Annotated in this window: 13 protein-coding genes; 7 read left to right on the forward strand and 6 right to left on the reverse strand. The window is 46.3% G+C overall.

The window, feature by feature from the left end:
* Positions 1-22 precede the first annotated feature (22 nt).
* Entirely contained in the window at positions 23-1,237 is a 1,215-nt protein-coding gene (locus MKY85_RS05895) for an MFS transporter (RefSeq protein WP_339240133.1), read from the forward strand.
* A 299-nt stretch (positions 1,238-1,536) separates the two neighbouring features.
* On the opposite strand, the gene MKY85_RS05900 is transcribed toward MKY85_RS05895, so the two are convergent.
* Together MKY85_RS05900 and MKY85_RS05905 are read right to left on the reverse strand one after the other, a co-directional pair.
* The gene (locus tag MKY85_RS05900; RefSeq protein WP_339240136.1) at positions 1,537-1,731 is read right to left on the reverse strand and encodes a hypothetical protein; all 195 of its coding nucleotides are present in this window, start codon (positions 1,729-1,731) and stop codon (positions 1,537-1,539) included.
* A 39-nt stretch (positions 1,732-1,770) separates the two neighbouring features.
* Positions 1,771-2,142, reverse strand: coding sequence for a hypothetical protein (locus MKY85_RS05905; protein ID WP_339240138.1), 372 nt, complete (start codon positions 2,140-2,142; stop codon positions 1,771-1,773).
* 426 nt (positions 2,143-2,568) lie between these two features.
* On the opposite strand from MKY85_RS05905, the gene MKY85_RS05910 reads away from it, so the two are divergent.
* Together MKY85_RS05910 and MKY85_RS05915 are read left to right on the forward strand one after the other, a co-directional pair.
* Positions 2,569-2,850: a hypothetical protein gene (locus MKY85_RS05910; RefSeq protein ID WP_062832955.1), complete on the forward strand. Its 282-nt coding sequence runs from the start codon at positions 2,569-2,571 to the stop codon at positions 2,848-2,850.
* 152 nt (positions 2,851-3,002) lie between these two features.
* Complete coding sequence (locus tag MKY85_RS05915; RefSeq protein WP_339240139.1) at positions 3,003-4,901, forward strand: HAMP domain-containing sensor histidine kinase; 1,899 nt, start codon at positions 3,003-3,005, stop codon at positions 4,899-4,901.
* Positions 4,902-4,978: 77 nt separating this feature from the next.
* On the opposite strand, the gene MKY85_RS05920 is transcribed toward MKY85_RS05915, so the two are convergent.
* Together MKY85_RS05920 and MKY85_RS05925 are read right to left on the reverse strand one after the other, a co-directional pair.
* Positions 4,979-5,221: an NHLP leader peptide family RiPP precursor gene (locus MKY85_RS05920; protein WP_017690236.1), complete on the reverse strand. Its 243-nt coding sequence runs from the start codon at positions 5,219-5,221 to the stop codon at positions 4,979-4,981.
* Between the two features lie 54 nt (positions 5,222-5,275).
* Complete coding sequence (locus MKY85_RS05925; RefSeq protein ID WP_342572084.1) at positions 5,276-6,223, reverse strand: hypothetical protein; 948 nt, start codon at positions 6,221-6,223, stop codon at positions 5,276-5,278.
* 220 nt (positions 6,224-6,443) lie between these two features.
* Here MKY85_RS05925 and MKY85_RS05930 point away from each other — a divergent pair, with 220 nt between their 5' ends.
* Positions 6,444-7,181: a hypothetical protein gene (locus MKY85_RS05930; RefSeq protein ID WP_342572085.1), complete on the forward strand. Its 738-nt coding sequence runs from the start codon at positions 6,444-6,446 to the stop codon at positions 7,179-7,181.
* 37 nt (positions 7,182-7,218) lie between these two features.
* On the opposite strand, the gene MKY85_RS05935 is transcribed toward MKY85_RS05930, so the two are convergent.
* Positions 7,219-8,472 carry an acyltransferase gene (locus MKY85_RS05935; RefSeq protein WP_342572086.1) on the reverse strand — a complete coding sequence of 418 codons (1,254 nt, stop codon included), beginning with the start codon at positions 8,470-8,472 and terminating at the stop codon, positions 7,219-7,221.
* A 178-nt stretch (positions 8,473-8,650) separates the two neighbouring features.
* Entirely contained in the window at positions 8,651-9,646 is a 996-nt protein-coding gene (locus tag MKY85_RS05940; protein ID WP_342572087.1) for an LCP family protein, read from the reverse strand.
* 184 nt (positions 9,647-9,830) lie between these two features.
* Between MKY85_RS05940 and MKY85_RS05945 the strand changes: the two genes are divergently transcribed.
* The 3 genes from MKY85_RS05945 to MKY85_RS05955 all read left to right on the forward strand — a co-directional run bounded on the left by MKY85_RS05945 (position 9,831) and on the right by MKY85_RS05955 (position 15,671).
* Positions 9,831-10,382, forward strand: coding sequence for an undecaprenyl-diphosphatase (locus MKY85_RS05945; protein WP_339240148.1), 552 nt, complete (start codon positions 9,831-9,833; stop codon positions 10,380-10,382).
* 240 nt (positions 10,383-10,622) lie between these two features.
* Positions 10,623-12,338: a methyl-accepting chemotaxis protein gene (locus MKY85_RS05950; protein ID WP_342573281.1), complete on the forward strand. Its 1,716-nt coding sequence runs from the start codon at positions 10,623-10,625 to the stop codon at positions 12,336-12,338.
* Between the two features lie 411 nt (positions 12,339-12,749).
* A complete protein-coding gene (locus MKY85_RS05955; RefSeq protein ID WP_342573282.1) occupies positions 12,750-15,671 on the forward strand; it encodes a glycoside hydrolase family 9 protein in 2,922 nt (973 codons plus the stop codon).
* The last annotated feature ends 237 nt before the right edge of the window (positions 15,672-15,908 follow it).

The following is a 15,908-nucleotide window of genomic DNA, read 5'->3' on the forward strand; positions in this document are numbered from 1 at the left end:
AACGGAAAGGGCGTGCGGGTATATGAACTTCTCGTGGAAGCGAAATCTCATCATATTGTGGATTGGTGTATTTTTTTGCAGCACGGCGTATTCGATCTCAATTCCATTTCTACCCCTGTTTCTAAGTGCTGACTTGGGGGTTCGTGATCACCTGGAGTTATGGTCGGGACTTGCCTTTGGCATTACGTTTCTCGCGAGTGCGCTCGTGTCTCCATTCTGGGGTTCGCTGGCTGATAAATACGGGCGCAAACCTATGCTCATCCGGTCAGGATACAGCCTTGCCGTCTTGTATCTTATCAATTATTTCGTGCAGGACCCCTATTCGCTAATTGTTGTTCGATTGTTTCAGGGTCTGCTTGCAGGGTTTGTTCCAGCAGCAATTGCCCTGGTGGGTACAAATACACCTGAGGAGAAGACCGGTTATGCACTGGGTATTATGTCTACTGCTGGAGCCACTGGTGGTATTATTGGACCGTTAATTGGTGGCGTGGTGAGTCACTATTATGGCAACCGGAATGCATTTTTGTTTTCGGCAATTGTTGTATTGGTATCAGCTATTATTGCAACCTTTTGGGTAAAAGAAGAGAACTTCAACCGAAATAAAGCTCGTTCCCATGTCATGGATGACATTCGTGAAGCGAGAGCGAATCGTGTGTTTATGACGGTGCTTGGCATGATGGGCATATGTACATTCTCCGTTATGATTCTGGAGCCACTTTTGACGGTCTATGTGATGGAAATGGGCGTTCAGCCTGATCGTGCCTCACTCAGCTCAGGGATTATTTTCTCGGCGGTGGGGGTAGCGACAGTTATTATGGCACCGCGTTGGGGCAAGATTGGTACAAGGATCGGATACGGTAAAGTGCTGATCATTGGACTGGTTGGCGGGGCTGTAGGCAATCTTCTACAGTTCTTTACAACAGGTTATATCGCATTTGGCATTTTGCGATTCGTGTATGGTCTATTCTTTGCAGCTGTATTTCCGGCCATTAACGCCATGATTGTGCAGGCTACCGCATCAAGTTTCAGGGGAAGGGCTTTTAGTCTGAACCAGTCCGCTGCCCAGATCGGGACGATGGCGGGACCAATTATTGGTGGCGTTCTCGGTGGCTGGTTGCCAATACGCTGGATATTTATCATTAATGGACTTGCGCTGATCATCACTGCGATTGTAGCGAAGTGGTCGGGATTGGATCACAAACTGCCCGGAACAGGCAAGATTTCCGCTAAGCGGTGATACTGAATTGCAAAGAGAAATTGAACTTACAGGTAACGAAACGAAAAAAGATGACGCTGTGGAATTACAGACGTCATCTTTTTTAAGTCTACTACGGATCTATATAAGTTGAACTAATCTTTTACACGAGAACGTAGAGGGCAGAAATAATCTGAAGAAACGGAGTGCTCGCCTTTATCCCCGGATTATTACCTTTGAAAAGTGAATCAAAAAATCTGGGGATAACAGCGATCAGAAGGTTATTCTGTCATCGGAGTGGCAAGTGTAATACTTTATAGTTCAATTTTTATAGGAAGGCTTTATTGACCATCCGAAGAGGGCTTGCGAGAAGCCTTCTCTTTAGGAATGGCATGCTCCACCGCATCACGTTGATCCTCATCCTCAAGTGCTTCGGGGAAGGAGTCCTCAGTGAACAGTCCGAAGTCCGGGTCAATATCCCTTTCGGTCACAAGATTATCCGGTTCATGCGTATGTTTGTCGCGATCTTCCTTCATCGTGTATGCACCTCCTCATTCAGGATGTCATAACTGCCGTTAACGTCGTGGTGGGACATCGTTCTCGGGTTTGGCATCTGCACCAGCACCATTGAGCAGATCAGTACCATGGAGTGCATCCGGATCGGGGGCAGCAGGATCAACTGGACTGTTTGGTTGCAGCAGGTCTGCATCCGGTACAGATTCCAGAGGTGTCTCAGCCAAACGTGAATCCAATTCCGGCTCGTCCACAGCCGTTGCGGCTACGGGTGCAAGATCCGCATCTTCCGTTACAATCCGTCTGCCGGAAACTTCATCAAAGGTATCCATATCGCCTTCCGGGACTTCCGTCTCTGGCGGAATATCGCGGAACCTCTGATAACGGTCATAATAGCGGTCGCTCTCTTCGTTACTAATTGGTTTGTCAGACATGAATAACACTTCCTTTCATTGTTGGTTGCCCAAGCTTCTTACCCCGTAGTTACCCAAAGCGCTATTGTTGTAATCTTGCACATTTTATTATCCCCGGGGTTTGCTACGATATGAATGCCTTAGAATTTAGGGAATACATATTTAACCAGGAAGTATAAGAATCCGAAAAAGATTATCACATAAGCGGCATATTTAATAAATGTGGAAGCGACCATACTTGAATCTGATTTATGCTGAACATCCTTATGTTCCACCTCAACTGTACGATGCGGCTCATTCATTGCAATCATCTCCTTAGCGTGTTTGTTTGCTTTGAGAAACCATTACACCTGAAGCAAAGGATTGAATCTCGGTCACCGTTTTTACAGCTTTTCCTGTTTTGCCTATGTTATGATTAAGCTTGAATATGTAAGGGAGGGGTCTCAAGTGGACTGGTTCACACTGGGCAATATGATTACACGCATCCGTATCGGGCAAAAGGCGTCTACACCCGGTTTCTCCCGTACCGTCATCCGTCGTCCGGACGGTTTATTTTGGGTAGGCGGAATATGGTCCGGACAAGTTGTACAGTTGCGGGATTTCCTTTTTTCCGATATATGGACCATCTATGATGATGAGGAAACAGAGCAGTGGCTTGAATTCCGTAGTCAAGTTGAACAGAAAGAACGGGAAATGATAGAGAACCAGTTCGAAGACTTGCGTGATTAATCATATATGCATAACAATAAAATGGAAATAAAACTATAAATCGACTTAAATGTGAAAATTCATTTTATCTAAGAAGGTGACGTGACAAATGGTGGCGAATGATAAATGAGAGAATCTAAGATAGGGAAAATTGGAACTTTGAGGTGCTGTGAATGAAAAATGTGCCCAAAGCTATCGTCATCTTATGGATGAGTGTATTGATTATTCTAGGTATGCCACATGGAATGGTCTTTGCAACTACAGGAGCGATTCAGCAACCTGCATCCATTACAGGATGGGAAGTAAAATGGGGGAACGTTGACGATCAAGGGTTCATAAGTGAGGTTAAGGGAACAGATGAGATATGGGAAAAGCAGGGCATCGATAAGTTAGAGTATAGCAATACGGATCGATCGAGTTCCTTATGGACTCGCCTGACCATCCCTGAATTGAGTGAAGAAAGCTCAGCCATTCGATTTGAGAACATTAAAGGAAATCATATTGTTATCTATCTGGAGGACCGCAAGGTCTACGAGAACTACCATTACAATTATGATAATAATGCGGTGTTACTACCCTTATCCAGCGAAAATTCGGGTGACACGCTCTATGTATGGTCGCAAAATGAGAAAGGTCGTCTGGGCATACAAGGTACTGTTCAAGTTGGACCTTATGCTGCGTTACAGGAGAGATATATTCATAACGGGCTTATTGATGTCATTTTGGGTGCGACCTTTGTTTTCACAGCGATTACGATGCTGAGTTGTACGTTCTTCCTTGGCAAATTCCATAAGGGATTGTGGATCTCACTATGCATGGTGATGGGTTCCATCGGCACAATGATCATCACGTATTCGCAATTTTTGTATACATTCTATCAGGTATATGGTGACCTGTATTCGGTAGTCTTTGATCTGGCTATGCTGCTGGGAATGCCAGCGCTATGTTATTTTTTTGAGCAGATTATCGGGCCGGGACTGCATGGTATCTTCACCAAACTGCGAAAAATAACATTCATATATTCAGTTATCGCTGTGTTCTCTCTATTTATCTACGTTACTTCAGGTGGGCAATGGGAGTTTCTCTACAATCTGCTCGTACAGCGTGTGGTCGGTATGGTGCTGGTCATCCTACTGACAATTCTGTTGGTTGGAACCATCGCCAAAGCACTGCAACGAAATCGGGAAGCCATCCTGCTTGCGACAGGATTCGGTACATTTGCCTTGATCAGTGTGGCTGAACTGTTGTGGTATTATCAGCGGAGTGGGACGTATCATCTGTTATGGTGGAAATGGTCCATGGTTGCATTTGTGATCTCGCTGATTGCCATTCTCGGAAGTCGGTTTGCCGAAAAACACACCAAAGTGTTGGAGTATTCCAAGGAACTGGAGTTATTCAACAATGAGTTGCAGCGATCCGAGAAGATGGAGATTATTAGCGAATTGGCAGCTTCCGTTGCCCATGAAGTACGTAATCCGCTTCAGGTGACAAGAGGGTTCCTGCAACTTATGACAGAACAGGAAGACAACAAAAATAAGGGATATGTGCGTATTGCACTGGAGGAACTTGACCGTGCTTCGGGCATTATCACGGACTTTCTTACCTTTGCCAAACCTGAATTCGACCATATTATCTCGCTTAATATCTCGGATGAGTTCAATCATATTGAAGGTATCCTTGTACCGATGGCTAATCTGGAAGGTGGCAAAATCACCACTGACATTCCGCCAGATTTATATATTCGGGGCAATTCCTCGAAGTTTAAGCAGGCTTTTATCAACATTATCAAGAACAGTATTGAAGCTCTGCAGGGACAAGGCCAGATTGATATCTGGGCTTACAAGCAGGATGGGGTTATTAAGGTGCATGTCAGGGATAATGGAGAGGGAATGGATGAGGAAGCACTCTCCCGGTTGGGCGAGCCTTATTTCTCCAATAAAATCAAAGGCACTGGTCTCGGCATGATGGTGACATTCCGAATTGTTGAAGCGATGCAAGGACAGATCAGCTTTACAAGTACCAAAGGGGTAGGAACAGAAGCGGTTGTATCTTTTGCTGAGTTCGTCGAATGACGAACTCACAGAAGGATACAGCGGCTTTTTTTGTCCCTACCCCTAATCACTTACGTTACCAATTTAACTCACCCGATTTAACTTCTCCAAGGTCCGCAATTCACATCATAATTTACTTTGGAAGGATTGGGAGGTATGACAAGAACATAATCATTCTGCTGCTCCTCAACGGTACGTACCTGAATGTGCTCCGGGATTATGATTCCGAAAGCTTCACGAAGCGCTTGCTTCGGATTGGAGTGCAATTGTTGTCTGAAATGCTCGTCAGTCCAAGCCTTTTCAATAATATCCTCATGCAACGTTTTCTCTGATACCATCATCGTCAACATTCCCTTCATATTTGAAATTAAACTGAATCAGCTTAGTCCTTATGCTCATAATTCCAACTGTTGATCGCTGATCCAGTGATGAAACCCACCTTGGAGGAGCCGTTTCTTCCGTTGTGTAATGTCCTGAACAGCTTGTACTAAAGTGCTGCATAAATAAGAATCAAACACCTCGAGATGCGATATCCCTAAGTTAGACGATGTTAATGTACGATTATAGTGAAATGCAATGTCTACATAAGAGTTCATGAGTTGAGTGTTGTATACATTGTCATGTATACGTTCGCTAAGAGGATGAGCGGGATAGTTGTGATTCAGTGCTGCGGATATGTGGGAGAGGTAGCTGTTGTAGTTTCCATGCACAGCATCTTGATGCGTATCTGTGAAGTCATCGGTCATCTGGAGTGTCATGAGTGTAATGTTGATGGCAGAACATACTGGGATGATCCGCTCGGATTGATTCAACAGAAGGAGTGCACCCGTAGCTCCAATGAGTAGAGGGGCAGCCTTTTGCGCAATCAACAAGGGATTCTGTTGAAAATAATCAATGAAATGCTCACCCGTAACACTCACGGCCCAATCCACTACATATTGTCTGAAATAGATCCAGAACGTGGAGGAAAGATCGAATAATGCCGAGTAAGATTGAAGTGCATCCATGTAATATAAATTGCCCAGGGATAACTTCAGAGCGGCATTCTCCGGTTGTTCATCCATCACGTCATCCTGATTCAGAAAATATAACATGTGAATCAGACAGGCTGTACTTAATTGGTGTGCTTTCTCCTGAGGCAGTTGATTCGAGTACTGCATCCAAAGTGGGATGATATACCCGATATAACTGTGCCCCGAATCTCGTAACAGGGGATTAACCGAATGAAGTTGCTCCAATGCATGCCCTGACAAGGGTTCTGGATATTCCCGTACGAGTTGTTCCGCTGAAGCAAAAACGACCTCCAGATCGGAGCTAAACGGATCTAACCAATCTTTCCGCATCGTTACGTCTCGTCCTTCCTGCGATAAGGTGGTCCAGGACTGTTCGACTGAATCATGAAGTTACATTCAGTATAGCTGAAATAAAATGAAAAAAATAGGATTTTTTGTGATCAATTGTGAGAAAAATGATGACTTTTTGTATTTTATGGCATAAAAAAGTGGATTTTAGGCTCAAACTAGGAAGGTACAGAGATTTCGACATCGGAAAGGCGGCAGAAAAATGAATTTGAAATGGAAAACATGGATGGCAGCCGGATTGGCAGCCGTAGTTATAACAGCAGCAACAGGACATGTAGCATTCGCTGATTCAACGGCTCGGGCTGAGGAATATGGTGGTGCATCAAAAACTTCTTCCTCCGGCAAACCAGCGAAGCCATGCATGCAGGCAGGACACGGTCTGTTCATGATTGGTGAAACGGCAGACTTGCTTGGCATTGGACTTCGGGATCTGAAAGAACAGATGGAACTTGGCAAGACGTTGTCCCAGATTGCGAAAGAGCGTAAGGGACTTAGTGAGGAGCAGTTATTGCAGAAGTTGAAGCCTACACTTGCACAGCGTCTGGATCAAGCAGTAGAAGAGGGGTGTCTCACCAAGGATCAGGCTGCAGCCACGAAGGCGGACATGGATACCAAGTTAAAAAAGGTCATCAATACCCCGCTGCGTGATTTGCGGCGTGAATTTGCCCACCATGGCAAACGTCCCATGGTGGATAAAGGCGAAATTGCCCGGTTTATTGGAGTCACCCCTGCTCAACTTCATGAACAGCTTCAGGGAGGGAAATCCTTGGCTGAGATTGCTCAGGCAAAAGGCATTAGCGAAACACAGCTGGTTAACAAGCTGAAGGAACAGTTAACGGGTGATCTGAAGAGATTTGTGAATCAGAAGGGCAACGTGCATCCAGCCCCAGGTCCCCAGGAACCTGTTCCGGGACGATCAACGTCGAGCGAAGCAAAATAAAGAAGCGTGTCTCCATCAGGGGACGCGCTTCTTTATTTTAAAACGGCTCACTTGTTCCCGGACTGCGAGTTGCACCGGGTGAGGGGGTTCGCTCAGGTAAATTTCTTTTGTCCACAGCGCCAGCTGAATCCGGGGTTGAACGTGGTTTGCGCATTAACCCTACGGTGAAACGTGAGCCAGGAAGTTTGGAGAGTGCCCAGCTGATTGCAAGAGCAATACTAACCGTAACAAGGAACGATAGCAATGTTACAGGCAGATGCCATCCACTGAGTTGGAGCGGTCTGGTTACGTAAGCGATCGCGTAGATCACCAGTGCATGAACCAGATATCCACCAAACGAATAACGGCCAATCCAGGCTAATAGGCGCTGAAACCATGTGTCTTTGCTCCGCATCAGTACAAGGAAACCATACATCATAAGCATCTGGGCCATAATGATCAGAAATGTGGTTGGTTTCAAATAGGTGGAGATATTCAGATTAACAACATCCCCGGACCCGCGGAGCACATCGTAACCAAGCCATATATACATCCCAATAAACAGACAGATGGTCCATGGCAGTAACTTGGTGGTCCAACTTCTCCAGCTATCGACTGACCAGGCGCATACGGCACCCAGTAAAAAGTAGAACCAGTACATCACCCATGAATAGGAGCGATACTGCAGCAACGTTGACCATGGCTCAGACATGGATTCTGTCCAGCCCCCCATATTGTAGTAGGACCATTTCATAAGCAGAGCGTAGAGTGCAGCTGCAAAGAGAATTAATGTCACAATAACTTGCATTGGCGTGAAACGTATGACGTTTTGGATACGCTTCTGAATGGCTTTTGCTCCTGTCCAAAACAGGGGGAACAGAATATAGAACTGAAACACCATAATGACAAACCAGAGATGATATCCGGTCTGTGGTAGAAACAGTTCGCGAACCAGACTGCGCATATCCGGTATGCCACTGGCCCAGAACGCAGGGGTGAAAATTCGGACAGCAAGCCAATAGATGAGTGTCCATACCACAAACGGTATATAGATATCGCCAAATCGCTTTCGAATGAAGCGAGGGTATTCCGGTTTGGTGTTATGGTGATGGTAAAACAACATGACTCCCGACAGAAATACAAATGTTGGCGTACCAAAACGGGTCAGATGATAAATCATAGTCAGCATAATGGAATCGGGTTGTTCAATATCGGCGCGATAGATATACTCGGCAATATTATGCTGCATGACGATCGCCAGAAAGGCAATGCCACGCAGTTCGGTCCATTCCGCTATTCGCGGTTTTTTCACATGTAATCCTCCCTCCAGGAACCGGAGTTCATCATATAAGGGTACCTGTTAAACATTAAGGCTGCATTAAATGGGGAAAATAGGTACAAAAGAAGACGGCCGAAGCCGTCTTCTTTTGTGGGTATTAAACTGAAATATACGTTGTTTAATAATCGCTTCATTTTCAACTCTGTTATTCTCAGTTCTGTTCATCTGATGATGGAGACTCCGAGGGAGCAGCATCTTCTTCAAATAGTTTCTGAATATAGGACTGGAGTTTGCTTACATCGACACCCAGCACCTGAGCGGAGCCGACCAGTTCATTGGTGAGCAGCTTGTTCGGTGGAATCTGCTGCTGGTCTATTTCGTTCGCATGGATATCGAAGCCAAGGGACGCCAGTTTCAACATCTGGGTCGGACTAAGATCCGTCTCTATGTAAGGTGCGATCGCTTCCAGGATATCCGGGATTTTGAAGAGCGAAGTGGTACTCTGCATCTTTTTGGCCAGTTCGGTCATGAAGATTCGCTGCCGTTCGGTACGGGTGAAATCCGAGGTAGCATCATGGCGGAAACGAACATATTGAAGGGCTGTTTTGCCATCCATATGCTGCAATCCCTTTTTTAAATCGATGTCATACATATGTTTATCCGCTTTGCTGGTGTAATACATATCTTTCTCAACATCAATCTCAATACCACCTACCGCATCAACGAGTGCCATGAAGCCTGTAAAGTCCGTGTACACATAATGCTGAATGGGAATACCGAGCAGATCACTGACGGTTTGTTTGGTCAACTCTGCACCTCCGTAGGAAAAGGCTGCATTGAGCCTGCTCTTTCCATGACCGGGGATTGCGACATAGGTATCTCGCAGTACGGAGAATAGATGGGCTTTCTTCGTGACGGGATCAATAGAAGCGACCATGACCGAGTCTGAGCGTCCCGCATCGTCACCTCTTGAATCTCCGCCAAGCAGCAGAATGTTCACCCGTTCCTGGCCCTCCCATCTGGGAATCGTTGTGGTTGGGGTATCTGAGTCGCTGTCTGTGCCAGATGAGGAAGCGTTGGATGAAGTCCCAGAAGTGGTTGAGATGCTATTGGCAAAATGAACAATCGAATATCCGTAATATACAACGACCCCTGTGACAGCAAGCATCAGGGTCAGGGCTGTACCCCATAACCATTTTTTAAGCATAATCTTCACCTTTCTATGTTTGAACTGATATGTAACCCAAACTAGTTTAACAAAAAGAAAGTAAAATGTCCTCTTTGATTTCGTAACTTCGGTCAATGTGAGGATTGTTTGACAAATAGTTAGTGAATATTTAATATGTAAAAAATAATCTTGTTGTGTGTAATGGAGGTATTAAAAGCCAGTTATGAATCAATCCGTATTTCATTGGATTAATCAGTTTGCAGACCAAATTCCATTTCTGGACTGGTTTATGATTACATCATCGGAGTATGCGGTCTGGGTTATGATTGCACTACTCGTTATTGTATGGTTTCTTGGCGATCCATCCAAACAGCGTATCGTTTTCTATGCTTGCGTGGCATCCATTGCAGCGTTAGTTCTGGCGAAATGGGGCATATCACCTGCGGTCGGCCATCCAAGACCTTTTGTGGAGGGAAACGTACATCAACTGGTTGCCCATGTACCTGACCCATCTTTTCCAAGTAAGCATGCCTCCTTTGTATTTGCTCTCGCGGCTGCTTCATTCTTTATTGGGCGTCGCTTGGGGTTATGGATGCTATTACTTGCTGTGTTGACAGGGGTGTCTCGTATATACGTTGGTGTGCATTATCCAGGGGATATTCTGGGAGGATTCCTTCTCGGTAGTCTGCTTAGTGTGGTTCTGATTACAACCCGCAATTATACCAAGTCGATACCTGACTTCTTTATTAACATACACCGGCGTGTTTTTGGTTAGCGATTGAAAGAAATGTCTAGTGAATAGATGGTAGTTATTATTATTGAAAGAAGTCTCGTATCTCTGGTTCTGCCAAAGATTGGAGGCTTCTTTTGCTTTATTTTCGAAGTTACATGAGATTTGCAGAAATTGAATTCTGACATCTACAATTCATGACTAGAGGTGACGATATATTATTCATATGCATTAGTTTATGCGCTAAGTTGAGGAGTGGGGAATGTGGAAGACACGCGGGGGAATATGTTGGGGAAATTGAGGTTAACGATTCGAGGCAAGTTATTGACTGGTTTTCTGGCAGTCGTAATTCTGCTGGTTTTTGTAAGTGGCTACGCATTAGTCCAGATTCATAGTATGTCTGGCAAGGCGAATGAAGTGGATCAGACCTGGATGCCGAGTGTGAGCTTACTGGGAAAGATGAATGGTGATGTGTCGGATGTAGAACGACTCGCACTGGCCATCATTGTTGAACAGAACGAAGATGAGTCGGCTAAGATGAACGAAGCGCTACAGTTGCTGCTTACCAAGATTGAAGATGAGCGTAAACAGTTACAAACGTTAATTGCAAACAACGAAGCAGCGCTTAAGCTCTATAATGATTTTAGTACGAATTATGATGCTTATGTAGCGAAAATGCCGGCATTTGTCGAATTTGGTTTGAACAACAATTATGATGAGTCTAGCCGTTTACACACGGAGGCTTATCCACTGTGGTACACAGCAAATGACTCTATCACCAAGTTAATTAATTTGGGCAATGAAGGATCGGATGCTGCAACAAATGAGTCTGTTTTGCTTGCAGAAAATACATTTAATGTAATTTTGGCTGTTACAATTTTTGCCTTCCTGGTTGCGATGTTCATTGCTTTCTTCATTGCAAGCATCATCTCACGTCCAATCAAAAAGATGAATGAAGCTGCCATGGCAATAGCAAGTGGTGATCTGACAGGCGAGAAAATTGTACTGAAGAATAAGGATGAATTAGGCACGTTGGCTAATTCCTTTAATACCATGTCGGGTAATCTGCGCGAGATGATTGAATCGGTATCAATGACTTCCGAGCAGGTAGCTGCTTCATCGGAAGAGCTTCTTGCAAGTGCGGAGCAGAATACCCAAGCTTCGGAACAGATCTCCCAAACGGTAGAGGAATTGGCTGTGGGTACGTCCGATCAGGTCGATATTGTGAAGCGTTCTTCACAGGCGATGAATGAGATGGCTCTCGGGTCGGAGCAGATTGCTGAGCTTGCCCAGAGTGTATCTGTATCTGCTGTGGATGCGGCGAATCAATCTTCCGAAGGGAACATGATCATTCAGCAAGCGGTTGAACAGATGGGTTCTGTTCGAAATTCCATTGCTTCACTTACAGAGTTGGTAACAGGGCTGGGGGAACGTTCAGCAGAGATTGGAACCATTACCGAGGTAATCAACAACATTGCCCGGCAGACCAATCTGCTTGCACTGAATGCAGCCATTGAAGCCGCACGAGCAGGAGAGCATGGACGTGGTTTTGCTGTAGTTGCAGGAGAAGTGCGTAAGCTTGCTGAGGAATCTTCCACATCAGCCCAACGGATTACGGATCTCGTTCAGTTGATTCAGAAAGATACCGATCATGCTGTTCAGGCAGTCAAAGTGAACAGCAGTGAGACGGAAGCAGGAATCGAGATGGTTACTGCGGCAGGACAAGCGTTCGAGCAGATCTCGGATGCGGTTAACAAAGTAGCGGGTGAAATTCAAGAAGTATCCGCTGGTTCAGAAGAAATGTCAGCGAGTACGACTGAAGTCGTAGGCTATGTAAGTCAGATCTCCAACATCGCCGGAGAGGCAGCAGGCGGGGTTCATAATGTGTCTGCCGCAACTCAACAGCAGTTGGCTTCCATGGAAGAGATCGCTTCATCCGCAGGTTCATTATCCAAAATGGCTGAAGAACTGCAGGAGCAGATTAACAAGTTCAAAGTATAATCATTAAGATGTTTGGATACCTAAGGGTAGAAGAATATACAGACGGAATGGTCAGAATGCCATTTAATTTGTGGTATTGATTATAGCAAGGGCGAGAAGCTGTTTCTCTAACGCGTATATGGGTTAGAGATACAGCTTTTTTGTCGTTTGACGCAGACTAGGTCACAACAATGTTATTTCAGAAGTCACCAACGCTTATATAGCTAGTAAAACAAACGGCTATAATGGTAATTAATGGTGGAACTTACACTCAAATACACCATGGAGAGGAGCGATATAAACTTGCAGTCCAGAGTAATGCATAAGGAATATTCATGAAGAGGAGATGAATAGTTGAACATGAAGGGGAGCTGGTGGAGACGAGTCGCCATGATCGCGTTATCGGCAGGATTATTGGCAGGGAGTTTCTCGATGAACACAGGACTTCGTAAGGCGGATGCGGCCGCCGGAGATCAGAACTATGCTGAAGCACTGCAAAAAGCCATTTACTTCTATGAAGCCCAGCGTTCGGGGCCATTACCAGCAAATAATCGGGTCGAATGGCGTGGTAATTCAGGCATGCAGGATGGGTCTGATGTAGGCGTCGATCTGACCGGAGGGTGGTATGATGCCGGGGATCATGTGAAATTCGGCTTTCCGATGGCTGCTTCCGCTACGATGCTCGCTTGGTCTGTCGTGGAATACGGCGACGGATATGAACAGGCAGGACAACTGGAGGAGATCAAGGATAATATCCGATGGGCGACCGACTATTTTATGAAAGCGCATACGAAACCAAATGAATTATGGGGACAAGTCGGAGCAGGTAATACGGATCATGCCTGGTGGGGACCGGCAGAAGTCATGCAGATGAATCGTCCGTCGTTTAAGATTGATGCTTCCTGCCCAGGCAGTGATCTGGCGGCAGAAACGGCGGCAGCGCTGGCAGCGTCGTCGATTGTATTTGCAGATGATGACCCGGCATACTCGGCCAGATTGCTCCAACATGCCAAAGAGCTGTACAACTTTGGAGATACGTATCGTGGGGAATACACCGATTGTATCACGGATGCCGCAGCGTTCTATAACTCGTGGACAGGATACGAAGACGAGCTGGCATGGGGTGGAGCATGGTTATATTTAGCCACTAATGATAGCGCTTACTTGTCCAAAGCCATTGCAGCTACGGACCGTTGGTCTTCTAGCGGAGGCTCAGCCAATTGGCCGTATACCTGGACACAAGGTTGGGACAGTAAACATTATGGTGCCCAGATCCTGCTTGCCCGGATTACGTCCAACTTGAACATGCCGGAGGCGACGAGATTTATTCAGTCGACAGAACGCAACCTGGATTACTGGACAGTTGGAGTTAATGGGACACGAGTCAAGTATACGCCAGGAGGTCTTGCGTGGCTGGATCAATGGGGCTCGCTCCGTTATGCAGCGAATGCAGCCTTTATTTCTTTCGTATACTCCGACTGGGTCAGTGATCCTGTGAAAAAATCAAGATATCAGGATTTCGCCGTCTCGCAGATGAATTATATTCTGGGTGATAACCCGCGTCAGAGCAGTTATGTGGTCGGATACGGGCAAAATGCACCCCAACATCCGCATCATCGAACCGCTCACAGTTCGTGGCTGAATAACGAGGATATCCCGGCTAACCATCGCCACATTCTGTATGGTGCCATGGTCGGCGGACCGGATGCATCAGATGGATATACCGATGATATCGGAGATTATGTGAGCAATGAGGTGGCAACTGATTACAATGCCGGTTTTACTGGTGCACTGGCAAAGATGAATCTATTGTTTGGTCAGAATCATCAACCTCTTGCGAATTTCCCTGCACCTGAGGTCAAGGGTGAGGAGTTCTTTGTGGAAGCTGCCATCAAATCATCCGGTTCCAATTATACGGAAATCCAGGCACAGCTTAATAATCGTTCCGCTTGGCCTGCCCGAATGGGAGATCAACTGTCTTTTAAATATTTCCTGGATTTGAGTGAAGTGTATGCTGCTGGACGTACTGTATCGGACGTTCATGTGACCACCTCCTATACGGAGGGAGCGACGGTATCCCAACCGGTTGTGGTGAATGCAGCCCAGCATATCTATGCGATTACGGCGAACTTTGGTAATACGAAGATCTATCCCGGTGGGGAAGGGAATTATCGCAAAGAAGTACAGTTCCGCATTACAGGCCCACAGGGCGCATGGAATGCAAACAATGACCATTCGTTCCAGTCGCTGACCACAGGCAATCCTGTGAAGAGCATCTACCTTCCAGTCTATGATGCCGGAGTGAAGGTGTACGGACAGGAGCCTGGTGTGGCACCAGTTACGGTTCCAAGCGCACCTGCTAGCGTGCAGGCTGTGGCGGGAAGCAGTCAGGTTAACCTGACCTGGACAGCTGGTTCCGGGGCTGAATCGTATACGGTGAAGCGTTCCGAGGTAAGTGGAGGGCCATATACCACTGTCGCGACGGGTGTGAATGAATTGACCTATACGAACACGGGGCTGACGAATGGAACCACTTATTATTATGTAGTGACTGCCGTGAATTCAGCAGGGGAATCATCGGGTTCTATGCAGGTGTCGGCTACGCCGCAAGCAGCTTCAACAGTGCCGGGAGCACTGACTTTAAGTGGGACGGCTGGCAATGCACAGTCGGTCCTGACCTGGACAGCAGCTTCGGGCGCTACCAGCTATAAGGTACAACGTTCGGTGGCAGGAGGAACATACGCGGATGTGGCAACCGGATTGTCCATATTGACTTACACGGATACGACTGCGCTGAATGGCACCACGTACAATTACCGGATTGCAGCCATGAATGCGAACGTGCAGACGCTGTCCAATGTCCTGGCACTGACGCCTTCTGCACCTCCGGTGACGACGGATACACTCGAAGTGCAGTACCGCAGTGGAGGGTCCGGGAATTCAAGCAATGCGGTGACCCCGCAGTTCAATGTGAGTAATACCGGCACACAGGCAATCGATCTTAGTACAGTGAAGATCCGATATTATTTTACCAAGGATGGTACCGATGATATGACGTTCTGGTGTGATTATGCCCAGATGGGTACGGCCAATGTTGAAGGAACATTTGTCGCGGTGAATCCAGCGAAGGGTACAGCTGATACGTATCTGGAGATCAGCTTCAAGTCCGGAGCAGGCAGTTTGGCCGCTGGAGCAGAGACCGGCGTGATCCAGACACGCTTTTCCAAAAATAACTGGAGCAATTTCGATCAAAGTAATGACTATTCCTATGATGCCTCCAAGACGGCTTTTGCCGCATGGAACAAGGTAACCGCGTATCAGGGAACCAACAAAGTATGGGGCTTGGAGCCGTAACTGGCTGAATGTCATAAGTCGAAGAGCAGCATGGGCAGACCAACAGCGCTTATAGAGGATGTTCAAAAAGTTCGCTTTTGATTACGAAGGATGCCTGATGGCATCATCAGCATCGAATATGGAATTCAGCCGAAATAAGTGGGAGGCTTACGAAGAATGTTTCCTTGGGAAACATTGTGGTCGCTCACGTAGTTTTCCCTACGCTGCGCTACGCCATTTCTAGCTTCATCCCATCTT

This window comes from Paenibacillus sp. FSL R5-0749 (genome assembly GCF_038595085.1).
Lineage (GTDB): Bacteria > Bacillota > Bacilli > Paenibacillales > Paenibacillaceae > Paenibacillus.

Coding starts and splice junctions, on each gene's coding strand:
- MKY85_RS05895 (WP_339240133.1), top strand. CDS start 23: ATGAACTTCTCGTGGAAGCGAAATCTCATCATATTGTGGATTGGTGTA.
- MKY85_RS05900 (WP_339240136.1), bottom strand. CDS start 1,731: ATGAAGGAAGATCGCGACAAACATACGCATGAACCGGATAATCTTGTG.
- MKY85_RS05905 (WP_339240138.1), bottom strand. CDS start 2,142: ATGTCTGACAAACCAATTAGTAACGAAGAGAGCGACCGCTATTATGAC.
- MKY85_RS05915 (WP_339240139.1), top strand. CDS start 3,003: ATGAAAAATGTGCCCAAAGCTATCGTCATCTTATGGATGAGTGTATTG.
- MKY85_RS05920 (WP_017690236.1), bottom strand. CDS start 5,221: ATGATGGTATCAGAGAAAACGTTGCATGAGGATATTATTGAAAAGGCT.
- MKY85_RS05925 (WP_342572084.1), bottom strand. CDS start 6,223: ATGCGGAAAGATTGGTTAGATCCGTTTAGCTCCGATCTGGAGGTCGTT.
- MKY85_RS05930 (WP_342572085.1), top strand. CDS start 6,444: ATGAATTTGAAATGGAAAACATGGATGGCAGCCGGATTGGCAGCCGTA.
- MKY85_RS05940 (WP_342572087.1), bottom strand. CDS start 9,646: ATGCTTAAAAAATGGTTATGGGGTACAGCCCTGACCCTGATGCTTGCT.
- MKY85_RS05945 (WP_339240148.1), top strand. CDS start 9,831: ATGAATCAATCCGTATTTCATTGGATTAATCAGTTTGCAGACCAAATT.
- MKY85_RS05950 (WP_342573281.1), top strand. CDS start 10,623: ATGTTGGGGAAATTGAGGTTAACGATTCGAGGCAAGTTATTGACTGGT.
- MKY85_RS05955 (WP_342573282.1), top strand. CDS start 12,750: ATGAACACAGGACTTCGTAAGGCGGATGCGGCCGCCGGAGATCAGAAC.